We start from the raw sequence: 19,216 nt of genomic DNA on the forward strand, positions 1-19,216 counted from the left end.
CGCCGTGTCGCGGTTGACCCGTACGTGACCACCTCCCCCGCTGCCGTCGTACCGTCTCGACCCGGTGACGCCCGTACGGTCGACGTCGTGGTCGTGGGGGCGGGACAGGCGGGACTGTCCGCGGCGTACCACCTAGCCCGCTTCGGAGCCCGCTTCGTCGTCCTCGACGCGAACGCTGCGCCGGGAGGCGCCTGGCAGCACCGGTGGCGCACCCTGACGATGCGCGACGTCCACGGGATCGCGATGCTTCCCGGGCTCGACGTCCCGGACGCCGACGGCGAGGCGCCGGCGCAGGCGTTCGTCCCGGCGTACTACGCGGCGTACGAGGAACGGTTCGCGCTGCCCGTGGTCAGACCGGTGCGGGTCCGCTCCGTCCGCGACGCCGTCCCCGGCGACTCCCACGGCGACCTCCTCGTCGTCACCGATGCGGGCACGTGGCGTACGCGTGCGCTCGTCAACGCGACCGGGACCTGGGAGCGACCGTTCTGGCCGAGCTATCCGGGGGCCGGGACCTTCCGCGGGCGACAGCTGCACACCGTCGACTACGCGGGGCCGGAGGACCTGGCCGACCTCGACATCGTGGTGGTCGGGGGTGGCGCGTCGGCGGTGCAGATCCTCGGGGAGGTCGCGCCGCTCGCCGCATCGACGACCTGGGTGACCCGGCGGGAGCCGATCTGGCGTGGCGACGACTTCGACCCCGAGGCCGGGCGGGCGGCGGTCGCGCTCGTCGAGGACCGGGTGACACGCGGCCTGCCGCCGCAGAGCGTCGTGAGCGTGACCGGGCTGTTGCTTCGTCCGCAGGAGCAGCGGGCCGCCACCTTCGGGGCGTACGAGCGCCACCCGATGTTCACGCGGATCGAGCCCGACGGCGTCCGGATGGCCGACGGATCGCTCCAGCGCGCCGACGTGATCGTGTGGGCGACGGGATTCCGTGCCGTGCTCGGGCACCTCGCGCCGTTGCACCTGCGCGAGGACACGGGCGGCGTGCGGCTCGTCGCCCGTGTGGACGCCCACACCCCGACGACAGCGGCGCGCGACCACCGGGTGCAGCTCGTCGGGTACGGACCGTCGGCGTCGACCATCGGCGCCAACCGTGCCGGACGCGTCGCCGCCCGCGCCGCCCTCCGTACGGTGAGCGCCCGGGCCGCCGCCTGAGTTTGCCGGTCGGGGGATGTGACATGGGTGCATCTCGACGCAGTGCATCGAGATGCATATACTCCTCGCCATGGCCCTGGAGCACGCGATCCTCGTCTCGCTCGCCGAGCGTTGGGCGAGCGGGTACGACCTGACGCGCCGCTTCGACAAGTCGATCGGCCACTTCTGGAGGGCGAGCCACCAGCAGATCTACAAGGTGCTCGGTCGCATGGAGACCGGCGGCCTGGTCGCCTCGACGGCGGTGCCGCAGGAGGGCCGCCCTGACAAGAAGATCTACGTGATCACCGACGAGGGGCGCGACGCCCTGCGCGAGTGGTCACGCGAGCCGAGCCCGATCGAGACCGCGCGCAGCGACTTCGCGGTCAAGCTGCGCGGGCTCCCGTTCGGCGACCGCGACGCGATTCTCGCCGACATCGCCCGCCGCGCCGACGCGCATCGCGAGCGGCTGGCCTTCTACCGCGCCGACGCGGCTCGCACGTTCCCCGACGTCGCGGCGCTCGACGAGGGGCAGCGGGCGCAGTACGCGGTGCTGCGCGGCGGCATCCTTCTCGAGGAGGCCGGGCTCGCGTGGTGCGAGGAGGTCGCGGAGCTGCTGGGGTCTCGACAGGCTGCGGGGTCTCGACAGGCTCGACCGGCGGAGGCGGCTCGACCGGCGGAGGCGGCTCGACCGGCGGAAGCAGCGGAGGGCGGGGCTACCGGCGGCGGGAGCGCAGCGCCGTGACCGCGACCCACAGCACGCCGACCGCGATCGAGACCGCCGCGACGATGAGCACCGCGTGCACCCACAAGAACCCGGTCGGTGTGCTGTCACCGATCGCGCCTTCCCACGCCCGCTCGTCGTTCCAGATGGCCATGCCGAACCGCGGCCAGATCACGATGTTGAACAGCCCGGCGAGCACCAGGAACCACGCAGCGCGTCGAGAGATCACCCCTCCAGTAGACACCAGAGGTCCCCGATGATTGAACGCAGCCCTGAGCAGCCGACCACCCCGTACCCGCACCTCCTGCGCCCCCTCGAGGTCGCCGGGTTCACGCTGCGCAACCGCGTGATGATGGGCTCGATGCACACCAAGCTCGAGGACCGAGCCAGTGACATCCCCAAGCTCGCCGCGTTCTTCGCCGAGCGCGCCAAGGGCGGCGCCGCGCTCCTCGTCACCGGCGGGTACGCCCCGAGCTGGCGCGGCTGGCTGTCGCCGATGGGCTCGACCATGGCGAGCCGGCGGATGGCCGACAAGCACCGTACGGTCACCGAGGCGGTGCACGAGCACGACAGCCGCATCCTCATGCAGGTGCTGCACGCCGGCCGGTACGGCTACTCGCCGTTCTCCAAGGGTGTCTCGTCGAAGCAGTCGCCGATCACCCCGTTCAAGCCGAGCGCGATGAGCACCCGCGAGGTCGAGGGGACCGTCGACGACTTCGTGCGCGCGGCCAAGCTGGCGCAGCGTGCCGGGTACGACGGTGTCGAGGTGATGGGGTCCGAGGGCTACCTCATCAACCAGTTCCTCGCGGCCCGCACCAACGACCGTACGGACGCCTGGGGAGGCAGCGCAGAGAAGCGGATGCGCTTCCCCGTCGAGGTCGTGCGCCGCATCCGCGAGGAGGTCGGCGCGCACTTCATCGTCCAGTACCGCATCTCGCTGCTCGACCTCGTCGACGACTCCCAGACCTGGGACGAGACGCTCGAGCTCGCCCACAGGATCGAGGCGGCGGGCGCCTCGCTGCTCAACACCGGCATCGGCTGGCACGAGGCGCGCATTCCGACGATCGTCACGTCCGTCCCGCGCGGCGCGTTCGCGTGGGTGACCGGCAAGCTGCGCCCCCAGGTCGGCATCCCCGTCATCGCCTCGAACCGGATCAACACCCCGGAAATCGCCGAGCAGATCCTCGCCGAGGGCCAGGCCGACATGGTCTCGCTCGCACGCCCGATGCTTGCCGACCCCGAGTTCGTCACCAAGGCCGCGCAGGGCCGCGCCGACGAGATCAACACCTGCATCGGCTGCAACCAGGCCTGCCTCGACCACACGTTCAAGAACCAGCGCTGCACCTGCCTGGTGAACCCCCGTGCCGGGTACGAGACAGAGCTGCGACTGCTGCCCGTCCCCCGGCTGCGCCGCAAGCAGATCGCCGTCGTCGGTGCCGGCCCCGCGGGCCTCGCCGCCGCGACCGAGCTCGCCGGGCGCGGACATGGCGTCACGCTGTACGAGGCCGACGGCCAGATCGGCGGCCAGTTCCGGCTGGCACGTCTGATCCCGGGCAAGGAGGAGTTCGCGGAGACGCTGCGCTACTACGCGCGACGCCTCGAGGTCACCGGCGTCGACGTGCGGCTCGGGGCGCGGGCGACCGCCGACGACCTGCGCGCGTACGACGACGTCGTGATCGCCACCGGCGTCGTACCGCGGGTGCCGGAGATCAAGGGCATGGACCACGCCAGCGTCGCCTCGTACGCCGACGTCATCGACGGCCGCGTCGAGGCCGGCGCGAAGGTCGCGATCATCGGCGCCGGCGGCATCGGGTTCGACGTCGCGGAGTTCCTGCTCCATCAGGCGGACGAGCCGCTCGACGCGTGGATGGCCCGCTGGGGCGTCACTGATCCGGCGCTCGAGCCGGGCGGCGTCGGCACGAAGGTCACGCCCGTCCCGCCGCGCGAGGTGTGGCTGCTCCAGCGCAAGCCCGCACCGCTCGGCAAGGGCCTCGGCAAGACCTCAGGCTGGGTGCACCGCGCCACGCTCAAGGACTCCGGCGTGCACATGCTCGGCGGCATCACGTACGACTTCGTCGACGACGCCGGGCTGCACATCCGCGACGAGCACGGCACCGCGCACGTCCTCGAGGTCGACACGGTCGTCGTGTGCGCGGGGCAGGAGTCGGTGACCGATCTCGCGGAGCCGCTGCGTGCAGCCGGCGTGAGCGTGCACGTGATCGGGGGCGCCGACGTCGCGGCCGAGCTCGACGCCAAACGCGCGATCCGCCAGGCCACGGAACTCGCCGCGCGACTCTGAATTGATCTCAAGTGCGCTTGAGGTTCTACGTTGACGGCATGACGACGAGCACGCAAGACGACCTGCGGGACTACCCCGCCGACGTGATCGCGAAGCAGCCGATCGGCGCCTGGACCGGTGACGCGTACCGCCGCGTCGTCGGCGGGCTTCGCGACGCCCTCGCGACCGAGGACCTGACGCAGCCGCACTGGTGGACGCTCAACCACGCCGCCGGCGACCCCGGCCGCTGGACGCGCCCCACCCTGACCGAGCGGCTCACGCCGTACGAGGACCTCGGGATCGACTTCGACGAGGTGTACGACGACCTGGTCGCGCGCGGATGGCTCCGCGAGGACGGCGGCGCCATGACGCTGACCGACGCCGGCGTGGCCGGACTCGAACGCGCCCGCGAGCGCAACGCGCGGGTCCATGAACAGACGCTCGACGGCATCTCGGAGGAGGACTACGTGACGATGATCAACGTGCTGCGCCGCGTCGTCACGAACCTCGGCGGGGACGGCAACATCCCTGAGTGACGTGGCGCTGCGCGCAGCGGGCCCCAAGCGGTGAAGATGGGGGCATGAGACTCGCGTACGGCTGCATGGGGCTCGCCGACCTCGAGCGTGCCGACGCGGCGGTGACGACGGCGTACGAGATCGGCATCCGGCTGTTCGACCACGCCGACATCTACGGCGGCGGCACGTCCGAGTCGGTGTTCGGGGAGGTGCTCGCCCGCCACCCCGGGCTGCGCGACGAGATCGAGATCCAGACGAAGTGCGGGATCGTGCTCGGCGGCGCGGAGGGCGGCAACGCGTACGACCTCTCGCGCGAGCACCTCCTGCGCTCCGTCGACGACAGCCTCGCGCGCCTCGGCACCGACCATGTCGACCGCCTCCTCCTCCATCGACCGGACCCGCTCGCCCGTCCTGCCGAGATCGCGGACGCCTTCGACACGCTCGTCGCCGAAGGCAAGGTCGCGGCGTTCGGCGTCTCCAACATGGACGCGACCCAGATCGGACACCTGCGCACGGCCGTACGACAGCCGCTCGACGTGAACCAGCTCGAGCTCGGGCTGCACCACCGCGACCTGATCGAGGCCGGCGTCCTCGTGAACCACCCGGACGCGACGTCGTACACGCCGGTCGCCGGGACGCTCGAGCGCTGCATCGACCTCGGCATCACGGTCCAGGCGTACGGCGCACTCGCCCAGGGCCGCTACACCGGACGTCCGCGCGGCCCGGAGGACGAGGCGACGGCGGTGCTGGTGCGCCGGTACGCCGACGCGCTCGGCACCACTCCGGAGGCCGTCGTCCTCGGCTGGCTCCTCAAGCACCCGGCCGACATCGTCGCGGTGATCGGCACGACCGACCCCGGCCGCATCCGCGCGTGCGCCGACGCGGAGCAGGTCGCCGACGCGATGACCCGCCGCCAGTGGTGGTCCCTGTGGACCGCCGCGCGTGATAAGCCGGTGCCGTGACCGCGACCCCCCAGCTCCTCCAGCCGAACCTCGTGCACCACTTCTATGCAGGCGGCGCACGCATCGCCGCCCTCCGCGGGCTCCCGCCGGTCGAGCGTTGCCCTGAGGAGTGGGTCGGCGCGACCGTGTCGCGTGCGGACTCCCCGACGGTCGGACTCGCCCGTACGGCTGCCGGTGCGCTCTTCAGCGACCTCGTCGAAGCCGATCCCGTCGGCTGGGTCGGCACCGACTCCGTACGGGGCGGCGACACCGGCATCCTCCTCAAGCTCCTCGACGCCGGCCAGCGGCTCCCCGTCCACGTCCACCCCGACCGCGCGTTCGCGGCCCAGCACCTCGACTGCCCGTACGGCAAGACCGAGGCGTGGCTCGTGCTCGAGACCGCCGACGACGCGGTGGTCTACCTCGGCTGGAGCGGCGACGTCGATCCTGACGAGCTCGCCGCGCGCCGCGACGCGCAGGACGGAGACTGGCTGCTGAGCCACCTCAACCGCATCCCCGTACGACCCGGCGACGGCTTCGTGGTCCCGGCGGGCACCCCGCACGCGATCGGCGCCGGCGTGTTCGTCGCCGAGGTGCAGGAGCCGACCGACTTCTCGATCCTGCTGGAGTGGTCGATCACGACCTCGACGCGCGACGAGTCGCACCTCGGGCTCGGCTTCGACCTCGCGATGGACGCGGTGTCGACGACCGCGCTCGGGGCAGACGACCTGGCGCGACTCACCGTCCGTCACGACCTCACCGCCCGTACGGGAGCTCCCGTCCCGCTGCTGCCGGAGGCGGGCGACCCGTACTTCCGGCTCCACCTTCTCGCCCCACCCCCGGGCGAGTCTTCTCAGATCGCTGCCGGCTTCGCTGCGCTGGTCGTGCTCTCGGGGACCGGGGTGATCGAGGGCGCCGGCTCCCTCCCGGTCGGCGGCGGCCAGTCGCTCGTCGTCCCCGCCGCCTTCGGCCCGTGGCGCCTCGTCGGCGACGCCCGGGTGCTGGTGGCCCGTCCTGGAGAGGGGTGGCGCGGCTCGCCCGACGGGCGCATCGTGGGGTGATGACCCCCCGCGCCGTCACGCTCGTCGCCGTCACCGCCCTCTTTGCGGCGGTCCCGGCCACGACCGCCGCGGCGAGCACCGCCCGTGCCGCGGACACCGTGCGCCTCGACGGCGTCACCGTCCACCTTCGCGCGGGCACGACGCAGGTCGTGACCGTCAACCGCACGCGCTCGTACCGCGCACGCGTCACGTACTGGGTCCGCCGTGACAGCCAGTGGGTCGCCAAGCGCCGGTCGACCAACGGTCGGATCGGGTACGGCGGGCTGGTCGCCGCGTCGAAGCGCAAGCAGTCGACCGGGACGACGCCCCTCGGGACCTTCACGATGACGGAGGCGTTCGGTCTCCGGGCGAAGCCGACCGGTAGCCGGCTGCCGTACCGGAAGGTGCGTCGCGGTGACTACTGGGTGCAGGACAACCGCTCGGCGTACTACAACACGCTGCGCAACAAGGCGTCCGGCGGCTTCCGCTGGTGGCTGCCGGCGTCGCACCGCAACGCCTCGGAGCGACTGCGCGACTACCGCAAGCAGTACGTGTGGTCGGTCGTCGTCGATTTCAACCGCCCGCCCCGCGCGGTCCGCTATCGCGGCTCGGGCATCTTCTTGCACGCGAACGGCAAGGGCGCGACCGCCGGATGTGTGTCCGCTCCCTCCCGCTTCATCCGATACGTCCTGAAACGTCTACGGCCCGACAGGCAACCAGTCATCGCAATAGGTCGCTAAACGGCGTTTGAACCCGCTGACGCAGGGCACCTGTACTACGGTCACAAACGTGTGACGACTGTGTGTTGCACATGAGCCGGGCCCCCCGCCCGGAGAACGGAGTGAAGCAATGACGTTCTTGCTCTGGATCCTTGCCGTCATCCTCGTGGTGTCGGGAATTGTCGCCCTTGTTCGCAAGCAGATGCTCTGGGGCATCGTCCTCATCGTCGTCGGCCTTCTTGTCGGCCCGGGCGGCGTGAGCGTGTTCGGCTAACCAAAGAACCCGTAGGCTGGCGGCATGGAGCTCGTGATCCTCGTCGTCATCGCCGCGATTGCCCTGTACCTGGTCAGCGACCGTCGCAAGACGAAGGCACGCGAGCAGTCTGAGCTCGCTGACCAGGTGCAGGCGGTTCGCAAGACCGCGTTCGAGGACGTCACCGCCCTCGGCGAGGAGCTCCAGAAGCTCGACGCAGACCTGGTCGGTGCCCCCCTCGACGAGGGCGCGCAGGCCGACTACCAACGGGCGCTCGACGCGTACGAGTCCGCGAAGTCCGCGGTCGACGCCCTCCAGAAGCCCGAGGACGTCCGGCACGTTACCGAGATCCTCGAAGACGGGCGCTACGCCATCGCGTGCGTCGAGGCCCGTGTGACCAACAGCCCGCTTCCTGCGAAGCGGGCGATGTGCTTCTTCGACCCGCGGCACGGCCTGTCCGTGGAGGACGTCCAGTTCTCCCCCGACGGCGGCACCGTTCGCGAGGTCCCTGCCTGCGCCCTCGACGCCGAGCGCGTCAAGGCCGGCGCTGAGCCCGACACCCGCAAGGTGATGGTCGGCCCGCAGCGCCTCCCCTACTGGCAGGCCGGCCCGGCCTACGCGCCGTACGCCGCCGGCTACTTCTCGGCCTTCGCGTTCATGCCCGCACTGTTCATGGGCACCATGCTCGGCGGCATGTTCGCCTCGGACGCGGGCCTCGACGCGGCCGAGTACGGCGACGGCAGCGAGAGCGGCGGCGACGGCGGCGGAGATGCCGGTGGCGACGGCGGTGGAGACGCGGGTGGAGATGCTGGCGGAGACGGCGGCGGGTTCGACTTCGGCGGCGGCGGTGACGGCGGAGGGTTCGACTTCGGTGGCGGCTTCGACTTCTGAGAAGGTCGCCTACCTCCTCAGAGCCGTGAACGTCGGCGGCAACAAGGTCCCGATGGCCGAGCTCCGTACGCTCGCGTCCGACCTCGGCGCCGAAGACGTCGCGACGTACGTGAACAGCGGCAACCTCGTCTGCGTCCCGCCCGGGGACGCAGACGACTTCGGCACCGCGCTGGCGAAGGGGATCGCCGACCAGATGGGCGTCACGACCGATGCGGTCGCGCGGACAGGGGCTGAACTTCGGGCTGCACAGGAGGCGTACCCGTTCGAGATCCACGACCCGAAGTTCTGCCACGTCTGGTTCTTCACCATCGCACCCTCACGCAAGGCCGCCGAGGCGGTCGAGGCGTACGACTTCGGCGACGACCGCCTGCGCGTGCTCGGGCGCGAGCTGCACCTCTGGTACGCCGACGGCGCGGGGCGCAGCGCGGTCACCGCGCCGCGCCTCCTCAAGCTCGCCGGGGTCCCCGGGACCGGGCGCAACCTCCGCACGGTCGAGAAGCTCGCCGCGATGGCGCAGTGACCCTCACAGGTCCGCGACGGGTGCGGCGGTGGGCGGCGGCGTACCGATGCTCTCGACCGGGACGTCGACCGCGACCTGCGCGGTGACCCTCGCGCGCTCGACCCGGTCGAGCCGGAACCAGCGCAGGTCGTCACGACGTCGGCAGCGTGCGACCAGGTACCACGAGCCCCGAGTGAACGCGAGGATCTGCGGATCGACCCGACGGTCGGTCACGGTGTCGTCGGCGTCGCGATAGCGCAGCGACAGGACGCGACGCTCATGCAGCGCCTGCTCGACGGCGCGCCGTGAGCGCGGGTCGCCGGCGGTGTCAGCACGGTCGATCCACACCCGCTCGGTGAGCGCGGTCGCGCCGAGCCGCGCCTTCGGCTCCATCACGCTGAGCACCTTGGCGAGGGCCGTACGGGCCTGCCCGTCGAACGGCTGGCCCCGGTGCGCGGCGATCGCGGCGGCCAGACCCGACACCTCGGCGGCGGTGACGTTCATCGGCGGAAGGGTGGCTGCCGGGTCGACCACGTAGCCACCGTGGCGGCCCAGGCGTGCCCAGATCGGGAAGCCCGCATGTTGGAGGGCCGCGACGTCGCGCTTGATCGTACGAGGACTCACCTCGTACGTCGCCGCGAGCTGCTCGGCCGTGCGTCCCCGCGTCCCGGCACGGCGCAGCTCCTCGCGGATCCCGTACAGCCGATCGGTGCGGTTCACCCGAGAAATGGTGACATAAGGATGACAAGACTGCCCGTGAGGATGGATCCATGACCTCCTCGGACGAACCCGTGCTCCTGCTCAGCGGCGCCGGCCTGCCCTCCTGGATCTGGGAGGGGACGCGCGAGCTGCTCGCCCCACGCCCGACGGCGGTCGCACCGCGCCCGTCCCGTGACGGAGCCGCGCTGGCGGACTACGTCGAGGCCGCACTGGGCGCCGCCCCGTGGGAGCGGTTCGCGGTCGTGGCGCACTCGGCGGGCGCGGTGGTGGCGGCGGAGCTGGCACGCCGTGCGCCGGAGCGGGTCCGCGCACTGCTCGCCGTCTGCGCCGTCGTCCCGCGACCGGGTGGGTCGTTCGTGTCGTCGATGCCCTTCCCGCAGCGCCACGTGCTGAGTCTGGCGATGCGGTTCGCGGGGACGCGACCGCCGGACAGCGCCATCCGCCGAGGCCTGACCACCGGGCTCGACGACGGTACGGCGGAGCGCATCGTCGACGCGTTCGTCCCGGAAGCGGTCGGCCTCTACCGGGGGCAGGTCGGCGACGGCGAGCTGAGACTGCCCCGCGGATACGTGACGACGCTCGAGGACCGCGAGATCGCCCCGGCCCTCCAGCGCCGGTTCGCCGCGAACCTCGGCTCCCCGTGGCAGGCGAGTCTCGACACCGGCCACCTCCCGATGCTCGAGGACACCGCCTCGTTCACCCGCGCCGTCACCCGGTTCCTCGACGCGCGCGGGTGAGAGTCAGCTCAGCTGGCGGAGCCGGATCGTCTCCGGCAAGGTGCCGAGCGCGTTGAGCGTCTCGGGCTCGAGCTGCTTGTCGATGTCGGTCAGCACGTAGCCGATCTCGCCGCGGGTCCCGAGCGTCTGCCCCTCGATGTTGACGCCGTGGTCGCCGAGGATCACGTTGATCGCCGACAGCACCCCCGGGACGTTGTGGTGGAGGTGCGCGAGCCGGTGGTGGTCGCGGTACGACGGCAGCTGCTGGTGCGGCATGTTCGGCGAGAGGTCGGTCGACCCCTCGGCGAGGTAGGTGTGGAGCTTGCCGGCCACGAAACGGCCGATGTCCTGCTGCGCCTCCATCGTCGAGCCGCCGACATGGGGGGTGAGGATGACGTTCGGAAGGCCGCGCAGGTCGGACTCGAACGGGTCGCCCTGCTTCTTGGGCTCGACCGGGAACACGTCGACCGCGGCACCCGCGATGTGGCCGGACTCGAGGTGGGCGCGTAGCGCCTTGGTGTCCACGAGGATGCCGCGCGAGAGGTTGAGGAACAGCGAGCGCGGGCGCATGCGCGCGAACTCCTCGGCACCGAACAGCCCGGCGTTGCCGGGACGGCCGTCAACGTGCAGCGTCACGACGTCGACGGTCTCGAGCAGCTCGTCGAGGGTCGCGCAGCGCCTGGCGTTGCCGAGGGCGAGCTTGTCGGCGACGTCGAAGTAGTACACCTGCATGCCGAGCGCCTCGGCGATCACCGAGAGCTGGCTGCCGATGTTGCCGTAGCCGACGATGCCGAGCTTGCGGCCGCGGATCTCGTGGCTGCCCTGGGCGGACTTGTTCCAGACGCCCGCGTGCATGTCGTTGGTCTTCTCGTTGAGGCGACGCGCCAGCGAGATGATCTCGCCGATCGCGAGCTCGACGACCGAGCGGGTGTTGGAGTATGGCGCGTTGAAGACCGTGACCCCACGCTGCGCAGCGGCCTTGAGATCGATCTGGTTGGTGCCGATGCAGAAGGCACCGATCGCGAGCAGGTCGGGAGCGTGGGCGAGGACGCGCTCGGTGACGTACGTGGTCGAGCGGATGCCGAGCAGGTGAACTCCCTGCACGGCCTCGATCAGCTCGTCCTCGCCGAGGGCGCCCTTGCGGGCCTCGACCTGGTAGCCCTGGGCGCGCAAGAACTCGGCGCCGTCCTCGTGGATGTTCTCGAGGAGCAGGACGCGGATGTCGCCGTCGTTGAGCCGGGGCGTGGTCACGGGAAGGTCAGCGGTCATCGTGTAGAGCGTCTGTGTCGTCACGGGCAACGTCCTCCTGGTCAGGTCGTCCCACCGGCTGGTGGCGGTCGACCCAGGGCCCAGGCGAACGGTCCCGCGGTCTTCGTTGGTCGTGTCGCTCCCCGGTGGTATCCACCTGAACGCCAGTCGCGACCCGTTCAGTGTAGGCGGTCGCGCGAACTCCCGACGTACGTCTCGACATTCGCGCCGTCATTGCAGCGCAGAGGTCGAGACGTTCGTCAGGCTCCGCCGAGGTGCGCGAGGAACTCCGCTGGCGGCGAGCCGTCGAGGTTCGCGAGGCGGACCTGGCCGCGCGAGACAAGCTTGCCCTCGACGTTCGTGGTCGAGATCTCCCACAGCTGCGAGGTGCGGCCGCGGTGGATCGGGGTCGCGACGGTACGCAGGGCGTCGCCGGCATGCGCCTGACGCAGGAAGTCGGTGTTGTTGTTCACGCCGACGACGATTCCCTTGTCGCGCAGCCACGCCTGGCCCGCCGTGCTCGCGGCGCTCTCGTGGACCGCGCAGTAGACGCCGCCGTGCACGATCCCGAACGGCTGGAGGTGCTCCGGACCGACGGTCCAGGTGACCACGACGCGATCGCCGGACACCTCGTCGTACGAGAAGCCGAGGACACCGCCGAGGCCGGGCTCAGACGTGGTTGCATCAGTCATCCGACGATTGTGCTCCCCGACCCTCTTGAACTTGATACCCCCTAGGGGTATGGTCGACGGCATGGACACCCACGCACCCGGTTACAGCGCCGACAAGGACGCCGTCCTCAAGCGGCTCCGGCGCATCGAGGGCCAGGTCCGCGGCCTGCAACGCATGGTCGAGGAGGACACCTACTGCATCGACGTCCTGACCCAGGTCTCCGCCGCCACCAAGGCGCTGGAGTCGGTGGCCCTGAGCCTGCTCGACCAGCACCTCGCCCACTGCGTCCACGACGCGATCGCCTCGGGTGATGGCGCCGAGGCCAAGATCGCCGAGGCATCGGCCGCCATCGCCCGCCTCGTCCGCTCCTAGCTCCCGACGCCGCCCAGGACCCGACGGTCGAGCCCGACACCCGCCGGTCGAGCCGGACACCCGCCGGTCGAGCCCTGTCGAGACCATACCCCTACCCCGTATCAGTACACCACGAAGGGAACACGTCATGAAGAAGACCTACTCCGTCACCGGGATGACCTGCGGACACTGCGCGGGCGCCGTCACCGAGGAGATCGGCGCGCTCGACGGAGTCGAGGCCGTCGAGGTCGAGCTCGTCGCCGGCGGCACCTCGACCGTCCACGTGACCAGCACCGCCCCGTTGGACGACGCCGCCGTCGCGGCCGCGGTCGACGAGGCAGGGAACTACCAGGTCGTCTCGTGAGCGGGGGCGCGACCGACCTCGTCCCGTACGAGCTCGAGATCGGCGGCATGACCTGCGCGTCCTGCGCTGCACGCGTCGAGAAGAAGCTCAACAAGCTCGACGGGGTCGAGGCGTCGGTCAACTTCGCGACGGAGCGGGCGTACGTCTCCGCTCCCGCGTTCGTCGACGTCGCCGACCTGATCGCGACGGTCGAGAAGACGGGCTACACCGCCGAGCCCGTCCGCGCGGTGGCCACGGCCGAGACTGACGGCGGAACCGACAAGCCCGTCGACGATCCCGAGCTCACCTCGCTGCGCCAGCGCCTGATCATCTCCGCGCTGCTGTCCGCGCCGGTGCTCGTGCTCTCGATGATCCCCGCCTGGCAGTTCGACAACTGGCAGTGGCTCACCCTCACGCTCGCGTCACCTGTCGCGGTCTGGGGCGCGTGGCCGTTCCACCGTGCCGCGTGGATCAACGCCCGGCACGGCGCCGCGACGATGGACACCCTCATCTCGCTCGGCGTCACCGCCGCCTACGCATGGTCGGTTTACGCGCTGTTCTGGGGCGACGCCGGGATGACCGGCATGCGCATGGAGATCAGCTGGTTCGCCGAGGGCTCGGGCCCCGACGAGATCTATCTCGAGGTCGCGAGCGTCGTCACCGTGTTCCTCCTGCTCGGCCGCTATCTCGAGCACCGCGCCAAGCGCGACTCCGGTGCCGCGCTGCGCGCGCTGCTGTCGCTCGGGGCCAAGGAGGTCACGGTGCTGCGCGACGGCCGCGAGGTCGCCGTGCCGATCGGCGACCTGGCGATCGGCGACACGTTCGTCGTCCGTCCCGGCGAGAAGGTCGCCACCGACGGCGAGGTCGTCTCGGGGTCCGCGACGATCGATGCCTCGATGCTCACCGGAGAGAGCGTGCCGGTGGAGACCGGACCGGGCGACCGCGTCGTCGGCGGCACGGTCGCCGACGGAGGTCGCCTCCTCGTCCGTGCCACCGCGGTCGGCGAGGGCACACAGCTCGCGCAGATGGCCCGGCTCGTCGAGAACGCACAGAGCGGCAAGGCGCCGGTCCAGCGGCTCGCCGACCGCATCTCGGCGGTCTTCGTCCCGATCGTCATCGTGCTCGCCCTCGGCACGTGGGCCGGGTGGCTCCTCGTGGGCGGGACGGTCAACGAGGCGTTCACCGCGGCGGTCGCCGTGCTGATCATCGCCTGCCCCTGCGCGCTCGGTCTCGCGACGCCGACGGCGCTGCTCGCCGGTACGGGGCGGGGCGCGCAGCGCGGCATCCTCGTGAAGGGTCCCGAGATCCTCGAGTCGACGCGCAAGGTCGACACGATCGTGCTCGACAAGACCGGCACCGTGACCGAGGGCGCGATGCATGTCGTCGCCACCGCGGCCGCACCAGGTCACGACGGAGCCGAGGTCCTGCGGCTGGCCGGTGCGGTCGAGGCCGCGTCGGAGCACCCGCTCGCCCGCGCGGTCACCGCCGCGGCGCGCGAAGCCGGCGACCTCCCGGAGGTGCACGAGTTCGTCACCACCACCGGGCTCGGTGTCGGAGGCGTGGTCGAGGATCGCAAGGTGCTCGTCGGGCGGCTGCCGTGGCTGATCGAGCAGGGCGCGCTCGTCCCTGACGACCTGCCCGAGGTCGACCCCGCGACCACTCCCGTCCACGTGGCCATCGACGGGACCGTACGCGGCGTGGTCGCGGTCGCGGACCGGGTCAAGCCCACGTCGGCACAGGCCGTCACGGAGCTTCGCGCACTCGGCCTCGACCCGGTGCTGCTCACCGGCGACCGCCGCTCGGTCGCCGACGCGGTGGCCGCCGAGGTGGGGATCACCGAGGTGGTCGCGGAGGTGATGCCCGAGGACAAGGTGCGGGTCGTCGCCGACCTGCAGGCCCAGGGCCGTACGGTCGCGATGGTCGGCGACGGCATCAACGACGCCCCTGCCCTCGCGACCGCCGACCTCGGCATCGCGATGGGTACGGGCACCGACGTGGCGATCGAGGCGTCGGACCTCACCCTCGTACGGGGTGACCTGCGGCTGGCCCCTCAGGCGATCGAGCTGTCGCGCGCGACGCTGCGCACGATCAAGCAGAACCTCGGATGGGCGTTCGGCTACAACGTCGCGGCGATCCCGCTCGCGGCGGCCGGGCTGCTCAACCCGTTGATCGCGGGTGCGGCGATGGCGGCGAGCTCGGTGCTGGTCGTCACGAACTCGCTGCGCCTGCGCCGCCTCTGACCGCACACCCCGGACGTCATACGGATCGTGGGTTCCGACCCTCCCTCCGTATGACGTCCGGGTGTCGCGGTGCTCAGACGGTCGCGAAGGTCCGGCGGTACTCCCCTGGCGTGACGCCGACGAGGCGCCGGAAGTGGTGCCGCAGGAGCGTCGCCGACGAGAACCCGCACCGGTGCGCGACATGGTCGACGTCGAGGTCGGTCGACTCCAGCAGCGTCCGTGCGGCGAAGATCCGCTGCTGGACGAGCCACTGCACGGGGGTCGTCCCGGTCTCGGCGGAGAAGCGCCGTGCGAACGTCCGGGTCGACAAGCCGGCCAGCTCGGCCAGCCGGGCGACAGGCTGCTGCTCGTCGAGGTGCTCGACCATCCAGTCGAGGACCTCGGCGAACACGTCGTCGCTGCACGTCGGCACCGGCCGCTCGATGAACTGCCGCTGACCCCCGTCGCGCTGCGGCGGGACGACCATGCGGCGGGCGATGGCGTTGGCGGCGTCGCTGCCGATCTCGCGGCGTACGAGGTGCAGCGCCGCGTCGATGCCGGCGGCGGTGCCCGCGCTCGTGACGACATCACCATCGTCGACGAAGAGGACGTCCTCGTCGACCTTCGCCACGGGGTACATCTCGCGCAGGTGCGCCGCGTGCCGCCAGTGGGTCGTGCACGGCCGGCCGTCGAGCAGCCCGGCGGCCGCGAGGATGAAGGCCCCGCTGCACATGCTGAGCATGATCGCGCCGTCGGAGTGAGCGGCGCGCAGGGCGTCGAGGATCACCGGGTCCATGTCGGTGAGCTCTTCGCCCGTCCGTCGCCACGACGGGACGACGACGACGAGGTCGGCACCGCGCAGGCCTTCGAGCCCGTGCTCGGGGACGACCGCCGAGCCCACCGAGAGCCGCAGCGGGACGCCCGCCTCCGGACCGCAGATGCGGAAGTCGAACGGGGGCACGCCGTCCTCGGTCCGGTCGATCCCGAACACCTCGCACGCGACGCCGAGCTCGAAGGTCGCGACGTCGTCGAGGACCAGGGCTGCCACTGTCCGAATCATCCCCTCACCGTACGTGGCAGGATCTTCATGGTCAATGACCTTTCCGCCACTGGTGGCAGGATCTCGCTCGTCGCAAACTGAGTGCCATGAGGTTCTTCAAGAAGCACCACAGCACCCACACCCCGCGATTCCCGGCCTACCGGACGGGCAACGGCAACCGTGACCGCCAGCGCATCGGTGCCGAGCTCGACGCGATGCGCGTGCACAGCGGGCGCTGATCGGCCGTGACACGATCGCCGCATGACGACGCTGCGGGCGATCACCGGCGCGAGCGGCCATGTCGGAGGGATGACGGCACGCCACCTCGCCGATGCGGGGCTGCCGATCCGGCTCGTCGTCCGTGATCCGAGCCGGGCACCGTCCCTGCCCGGAGCGGACGTCGCGGTCGCGTCGTACGACGACGGGGACGCATGCCTCACCGCCTTCGAAGGCGTGGACACGCTGTTCCTCGTGTCCGCCACGGAGTCGGCCGACCGTGTCCAGCAGCACCAGACCGCGATCGATGCCGCCGTCGCTGCGGGCGTCCGTCAGGTCGTCTATCTGTCGTTCGCCGGCGCCGGGGCCGACGCGACGTTCCTGCTGGCCCGCGACCACGGCGCCACCGAGGAATATCTCAAGGCGACCCCGTTGGAGTGGACCTTCTTGCGCGACAACCTCTACACGGAGGCGCTGCGGGCGTTCGCGACGGACGGGGCCATCCGCGGGCCTGGCGGCCAAGGGCGGGTCGCGTCCGTGAGCCAGGTCGATGTCGCCGCTGCGGCCGCGCACGTCCTCGCCGACCCGACCGGCCACGTCGGGCGGGCGTACACGCTGACCGGACCGGAGGCGCTCACGCTCGGCGAGGTCGCCGCGCTGCTCTCCGAGGCCACCGGCGTGCCGGTCACGTACGTGGACGAGACCATCGAAGAGGCGTTCGCGTCGCGGGCACACTACGGCGCGCCGCGGTGGATGGTCGAGGCCTGGATCAGCACCTACACCGCGATCCGCGACGGCGAGCTCGCTCACGTGACGAGCGACATTCCCGACCTGCTCGGACGACCGGCATTGTCGGTCGCGGAGGTCTTCAGCGGCCGTCGCTGACCGCGTCCAGACTGACCGCGTCCAAGACGCGCAGCGCGTTGCCTCCCGCCACCGCCGCGATCTCGTCGGCGCTCCAGCCGCGGGCGGCGAGCGCCTCGAGGATCCGCGGATAGCCCGACACGTCCTCGATCCCGGCAGGGAACACGGCGAAGCCGTCGTAGTCGCCGCCCAGCCCGACGTGCTCGACCCCCATCACGTCGCGTGCGTGCTCGAGGTGCGCGACCACCGCATCCACGCCGACGACCGGCTCGGGCCCGGTCTCGCCGTCGTGGCGCCACGCGGCCCACTCCTCGCTCAGGAAGCTCGGCACGAACGCCACCATCAGCACGCCTCCGTTGTCGCGCAGCCGGACGAGGACCTCGTCGGGGACGTTGCGCGGGTGCTCGGTCACGGCTCGGCAGCCCGAGTGGCTGAAGACCACCGGCGCCGTGGTCACGTCGAGTGCGTCGTGCATCGTCGCCGGCGCCACGTGCGAGAGGTCGACGAGCATGCCAAGACGGTTCATCTCACGGACCACGTCACGCCCGACGTCAGTGAGCCCGCCGTGCACCGGCTCGTCGGTGGCGGAGTCCGCCCACGGGGTGTTGTCGTTGTGGGTGAGCGTCATGTAGGCGACGCCGAGCCGCGCGAAGGTCCGCAGCACGGCGAGCGACCCGTCGATGCTGTGCCCACCCTCGGCTCCGAGCAACGACGCGATCTTTCCTGCCGCCCAGGCGGCGCGGACGTCATCCCCCGTACGGGCGAGCGCGAAGTCCTCCGGATAGTCCTCAACCAGGCGGTGCACGAAGTCGATCTGCTCCAGCGTCGCCTCCACCGCGTCCGCGCCGTCGAGGTCGGTCGGCACGTACACGGACCAGAACTGCGCCCCGACGCCTCCCCGACGCAGCCGCGGCACATCGGTCTGGAAGCGCCCGTGCGGGTCGCGCGTCCCGAGGCCGTCGGTCGCGTACGAGGCCGCGGTGCGCGACTCCCAGGCGAGGTCGTTGTGCCCGTCGAAGACCAGGGCACGCCCCAGCGCCTCGCGTACGGTCAGGTCGGTCGTGTCGGCGAGGGCCGCCGCAGGAAGGGGAGACGTCACCGTCCCACCTTCTCGTACGCGGGGGGCGCCACGCGCGGGCCTCGTGCGTGAGCGTGTCGCGCACAAGGCCCGCGCGCAGGTCAGGTGCCGGCGAGGACGCGACCGACTTCGCCGAGGAACGGGTCGAGATCCTTCGGTGTGCGCGAGGTCACCAGGACGGGACTGCCGGAGTCGTCCCTGACCACCGCCTGGTCGACCCAGGACCCACCGGCGTTGCGGATGTCCGTGGCCAGCGAGGCGTACGACGTCAGGCGCCGACCGTCGACCACGCCCGCCTCGACCAGCGCCCACGGGCCGTGACAGATCGCGGCGATCGGCCTGCCGCTGCCAGCGAACGCCTTGACGATCGTGACGGCGTCACCGTCGAGGCGCAGCGAGTCGGCGTTGAGTGTGCCGCCAGGAACGAGCAGGAGGTCGTACGCCGAGGCGTCGACGTCGGCCAGCGTCGTCGCCGGACTCACCGTCTTGCCGGGGTTCTTGTCGCCCACCAGCGTCTCGATCGGTTCGTCGGAGACGGCGGCGACGTCCACGTGTGCACCCCTCGCGCGCAGGTGCTCCACCGGGACGACGAGCTCGTCCTGCTCGACTCCGTAGTTGGTCGCGATCGCCAGGACGCGGCGACCGTTGAGATCCGGGTCGGTCATCGTGCTCCCTTCCGCTCCGGGTGGCTTCGGGCATTCGGTACCCGATCGTGGCGACTTCACACCCGGTCACGTGCCGCACGCGGACCTAGGCTCG

23 protein-coding genes and 1 riboswitch are annotated in these 19,216 nt (G+C 71.4%); of the genes, 16 read left to right on the top strand and 7 right to left on the bottom strand.

Annotated elements, in window-relative coordinates; all coding sequences use genetic code 11:
• Positions 1–24 precede the first annotated feature (24 nt).
• Positions 25–1,155, top strand: coding sequence for an FAD-dependent oxidoreductase (locus HCT63_RS00240; protein WP_167000478.1), 1,131 nt, complete (start codon positions 25–27; stop codon positions 1,153–1,155).
• A 70-nt stretch (positions 1,156–1,225) separates the two neighbouring features.
• Positions 1,226–1,876 (top strand): PadR family transcriptional regulator, encoded by a 651-nt coding sequence (locus HCT63_RS00245; protein ID WP_167000480.1) that lies wholly within the window; start codon positions 1,226–1,228, stop codon positions 1,874–1,876.
• On the opposite strand, the gene HCT63_RS00250 is transcribed toward HCT63_RS00245, so the two are convergent.
• Complete coding sequence (locus HCT63_RS00250) at positions 1,848–2,084, bottom strand: hypothetical protein (RefSeq protein ID WP_167000482.1); 237 nt, start codon at positions 2,082–2,084, stop codon at positions 1,848–1,850. The two genes, HCT63_RS00245 and HCT63_RS00250, sit on opposite strands and share 29 nt — an antisense overlap.
• A gap of 27 nt (positions 2,085–2,111) precedes the next feature.
• Here HCT63_RS00250 and HCT63_RS00255 point away from each other — a divergent pair, with 27 nt between their 5' ends.
• From HCT63_RS00255 to HCT63_RS00290, 8 genes are all read left to right on the top strand, one after another.
• Positions 2,112–4,154, top strand: coding sequence for an NADPH-dependent 2,4-dienoyl-CoA reductase (locus HCT63_RS00255; RefSeq protein ID WP_167000484.1), 2,043 nt, complete (start codon positions 2,112–2,114; stop codon positions 4,152–4,154).
• Between the two features lie 38 nt (positions 4,155–4,192).
• Complete coding sequence (locus HCT63_RS00260; protein ID WP_167000486.1) at positions 4,193–4,669, top strand: MarR family transcriptional regulator; 477 nt, start codon at positions 4,193–4,195, stop codon at positions 4,667–4,669.
• Positions 4,670–4,713: 44 nt separating this feature from the next.
• Positions 4,714–5,610, top strand: a complete 897-nt coding sequence (locus tag HCT63_RS00265; RefSeq protein WP_167000487.1) for an aldo/keto reductase — start codon at positions 4,714–4,716, stop codon at positions 5,608–5,610.
• Positions 5,607–6,650 (top strand): class I mannose-6-phosphate isomerase, encoded by a 1,044-nt coding sequence (locus HCT63_RS00270; protein ID WP_167000489.1) that lies wholly within the window; start codon positions 5,607–5,609, stop codon positions 6,648–6,650. Before HCT63_RS00265 ends, HCT63_RS00270 begins: the two co-directional genes overlap by 4 nt.
• On the top strand, positions 6,650–7,369 hold the full coding sequence (locus HCT63_RS00275) for a L,D-transpeptidase family protein (RefSeq protein WP_167000491.1): 720 nt from the start codon (positions 6,650–6,652) through the stop codon (positions 7,367–7,369). Before HCT63_RS00270 ends, HCT63_RS00275 begins: the two co-directional genes overlap by 1 nt.
• A gap of 109 nt (positions 7,370–7,478) precedes the next feature.
• Positions 7,479–7,622, top strand: coding sequence for a GPGG-motif small membrane protein (locus tag HCT63_RS00280; protein WP_167000493.1), 144 nt, complete (start codon positions 7,479–7,481; stop codon positions 7,620–7,622).
• A gap of 24 nt (positions 7,623–7,646) precedes the next feature.
• Positions 7,647–8,492 (top strand): hypothetical protein, encoded by an 846-nt coding sequence (locus HCT63_RS00285; protein ID WP_167000495.1) that lies wholly within the window; start codon positions 7,647–7,649, stop codon positions 8,490–8,492.
• Positions 8,473–9,012, top strand: coding sequence for a DUF1697 domain-containing protein (locus tag HCT63_RS00290; RefSeq protein WP_208322200.1), 540 nt, complete (start codon positions 8,473–8,475; stop codon positions 9,010–9,012). Before HCT63_RS00285 ends, HCT63_RS00290 begins: the two co-directional genes overlap by 20 nt.
• Positions 9,013–9,015: 3 nt before the next feature.
• Here the strand turns inward: HCT63_RS00290 and HCT63_RS00295 are convergent, their stop codons facing one another.
• Positions 9,016–9,711: a YafY family protein gene (locus tag HCT63_RS00295; RefSeq protein WP_167000498.1), complete on the bottom strand. Its 696-nt coding sequence runs from the start codon at positions 9,709–9,711 to the stop codon at positions 9,016–9,018.
• A 50-nt stretch (positions 9,712–9,761) separates the two neighbouring features.
• On the opposite strand from HCT63_RS00295, the gene HCT63_RS00300 reads away from it, so the two are divergent.
• Positions 9,762–10,448 (top strand): alpha/beta hydrolase, encoded by a 687-nt coding sequence (locus tag HCT63_RS00300; protein ID WP_167000499.1) that lies wholly within the window; start codon positions 9,762–9,764, stop codon positions 10,446–10,448.
• Positions 10,449–10,451: 3 nt separating this feature from the next.
• Here the strand turns inward: HCT63_RS00300 and serA are convergent, their stop codons facing one another.
• Positions 10,452–11,696, bottom strand: coding sequence for a phosphoglycerate dehydrogenase (gene serA, locus HCT63_RS00305; protein ID WP_279587725.1), 1,245 nt, complete (start codon positions 11,694–11,696; stop codon positions 10,452–10,454).
• Positions 11,697–11,767: 71 nt separating this feature from the next.
• Positions 11,768–11,857: riboswitch (ZMP/ZTP riboswitch) on the bottom strand.
• Positions 11,858–11,935: 78 nt separating this feature from the next.
• Positions 11,936–12,367, bottom strand: a complete 432-nt coding sequence (locus HCT63_RS00310) for a PaaI family thioesterase (RefSeq protein ID WP_167000500.1) — start codon at positions 12,365–12,367, stop codon at positions 11,936–11,938.
• A gap of 61 nt (positions 12,368–12,428) precedes the next feature.
• Here HCT63_RS00310 and HCT63_RS00315 point away from each other — a divergent pair, with 61 nt between their 5' ends.
• From HCT63_RS00315 to HCT63_RS00325, 3 genes are all read left to right on the top strand, one after another.
• The gene (locus HCT63_RS00315) at positions 12,429–12,719 is read left to right on the top strand and encodes a metal-sensitive transcriptional regulator (RefSeq protein ID WP_167000501.1); all 291 of its coding nucleotides are present in this window, start codon (positions 12,429–12,431) and stop codon (positions 12,717–12,719) included.
• A gap of 127 nt (positions 12,720–12,846) precedes the next feature.
• Positions 12,847–13,062 (top strand): heavy-metal-associated domain-containing protein, encoded by a 216-nt coding sequence (locus HCT63_RS00320; RefSeq protein WP_167000502.1) that lies wholly within the window; start codon positions 12,847–12,849, stop codon positions 13,060–13,062.
• On the top strand, positions 13,059–15,281 hold the full coding sequence (locus tag HCT63_RS00325) for a heavy metal translocating P-type ATPase (protein WP_347877909.1): 2,223 nt from the start codon (positions 13,059–13,061) through the stop codon (positions 15,279–15,281). The genes HCT63_RS00320 and HCT63_RS00325 overlap by 4 nt, the downstream gene beginning before the upstream one ends.
• Before the next feature lie 73 nt (positions 15,282–15,354).
• Here HCT63_RS00325 and HCT63_RS00330 read toward each other — a convergent pair whose 3' ends face one another.
• Positions 15,355–16,320 carry a helix-turn-helix domain-containing protein gene (locus tag HCT63_RS00330; protein ID WP_167000504.1) on the bottom strand — a complete coding sequence of 322 codons (966 nt, stop codon included), beginning with the start codon at positions 16,318–16,320 and terminating at the stop codon, positions 15,355–15,357.
• 86 nt (positions 16,321–16,406) lie between these two features.
• On the opposite strand from HCT63_RS00330, the gene HCT63_RS20620 reads away from it, so the two are divergent.
• Together HCT63_RS20620 and HCT63_RS00335 are read left to right on the top strand one after the other, a co-directional pair.
• Positions 16,407–16,538: a hypothetical protein gene (locus tag HCT63_RS20620; RefSeq protein WP_255490670.1), complete on the top strand. Its 132-nt coding sequence runs from the start codon at positions 16,407–16,409 to the stop codon at positions 16,536–16,538.
• A 22-nt stretch (positions 16,539–16,560) separates the two neighbouring features.
• Complete coding sequence (locus HCT63_RS00335; RefSeq protein ID WP_167000506.1) at positions 16,561–17,400, top strand: SDR family oxidoreductase; 840 nt, start codon at positions 16,561–16,563, stop codon at positions 17,398–17,400.
• On the opposite strand, the gene HCT63_RS00340 is transcribed toward HCT63_RS00335, so the two are convergent.
• Positions 17,384–18,478, bottom strand: a complete 1,095-nt coding sequence (locus HCT63_RS00340; RefSeq protein ID WP_243842816.1) for a dipeptidase — start codon at positions 18,476–18,478, stop codon at positions 17,384–17,386. The genes HCT63_RS00335 and HCT63_RS00340 overlap by 17 nt on opposite strands.
• 80 nt (positions 18,479–18,558) lie before the next feature.
• Positions 18,559–19,122, bottom strand: a complete 564-nt coding sequence (locus tag HCT63_RS00345) for a type 1 glutamine amidotransferase domain-containing protein (RefSeq protein WP_167000508.1) — start codon at positions 19,120–19,122, stop codon at positions 18,559–18,561.
• Between the last annotated feature and the right edge of the window lie 94 nt (positions 19,123–19,216).

This window comes from Mumia sp. ZJ430 (assembly GCF_011751845.1).
Classification (GTDB): domain Bacteria; phylum Actinomycetota; class Actinomycetes; order Propionibacteriales; family Nocardioidaceae; genus Mumia.

What these genes read in the sequence shown, in the direction of transcription:
- HCT63_RS00345 (WP_167000508.1), bottom strand. Translation starts at nt 19,122, where the DNA reads ATGACCGACCCGGATCTCAACGGTCGCCGCGTCCTGGCGATCGCGACC.
- HCT63_RS00265 (WP_167000487.1), top strand. Translation starts at nt 4,714, where the DNA reads ATGAGACTCGCGTACGGCTGCATGGGGCTCGCCGACCTCGAGCGTGCC.
- HCT63_RS00300 (WP_167000499.1), top strand. Translation starts at nt 9,762, where the DNA reads ATGACCTCCTCGGACGAACCCGTGCTCCTGCTCAGCGGCGCCGGCCTG.
- HCT63_RS00275 (WP_167000491.1), top strand. Translation starts at nt 6,650, where the DNA reads ATGACCCCCCGCGCCGTCACGCTCGTCGCCGTCACCGCCCTCTTTGCG.
- HCT63_RS00320 (WP_167000502.1), top strand. Translation starts at nt 12,847, where the DNA reads ATGAAGAAGACCTACTCCGTCACCGGGATGACCTGCGGACACTGCGCG.
- HCT63_RS00245 (WP_167000480.1), top strand. Translation starts at nt 1,226, where the DNA reads ATGGCCCTGGAGCACGCGATCCTCGTCTCGCTCGCCGAGCGTTGGGCG.
- HCT63_RS00285 (WP_167000495.1), top strand. Translation starts at nt 7,647, where the DNA reads ATGGAGCTCGTGATCCTCGTCGTCATCGCCGCGATTGCCCTGTACCTG.
- HCT63_RS20620 (WP_255490670.1), top strand. Translation starts at nt 16,407, where the DNA reads ATGAGGTTCTTCAAGAAGCACCACAGCACCCACACCCCGCGATTCCCG.
- HCT63_RS00255 (WP_167000484.1), top strand. Translation starts at nt 2,112, where the DNA reads ATGATTGAACGCAGCCCTGAGCAGCCGACCACCCCGTACCCGCACCTC.
- HCT63_RS00330 (WP_167000504.1), bottom strand. Translation starts at nt 16,320, where the DNA reads ATGATTCGGACAGTGGCAGCCCTGGTCCTCGACGACGTCGCGACCTTC.
- HCT63_RS00335 (WP_167000506.1), top strand. Translation starts at nt 16,561, where the DNA reads ATGACGACGCTGCGGGCGATCACCGGCGCGAGCGGCCATGTCGGAGGG.
- HCT63_RS00315 (WP_167000501.1), top strand. Translation starts at nt 12,429, where the DNA reads ATGGACACCCACGCACCCGGTTACAGCGCCGACAAGGACGCCGTCCTC.
- HCT63_RS00260 (WP_167000486.1), top strand. Translation starts at nt 4,193, where the DNA reads ATGACGACGAGCACGCAAGACGACCTGCGGGACTACCCCGCCGACGTG.
- serA (WP_279587725.1), bottom strand. Translation starts at nt 11,696, where the DNA reads ATGACCGCTGACCTTCCCGTGACCACGCCCCGGCTCAACGACGGCGAC.
- HCT63_RS00280 (WP_167000493.1), top strand. Translation starts at nt 7,479, where the DNA reads ATGACGTTCTTGCTCTGGATCCTTGCCGTCATCCTCGTGGTGTCGGGA.
- HCT63_RS00310 (WP_167000500.1), bottom strand. Translation starts at nt 12,367, where the DNA reads ATGACTGATGCAACCACGTCTGAGCCCGGCCTCGGCGGTGTCCTCGGC.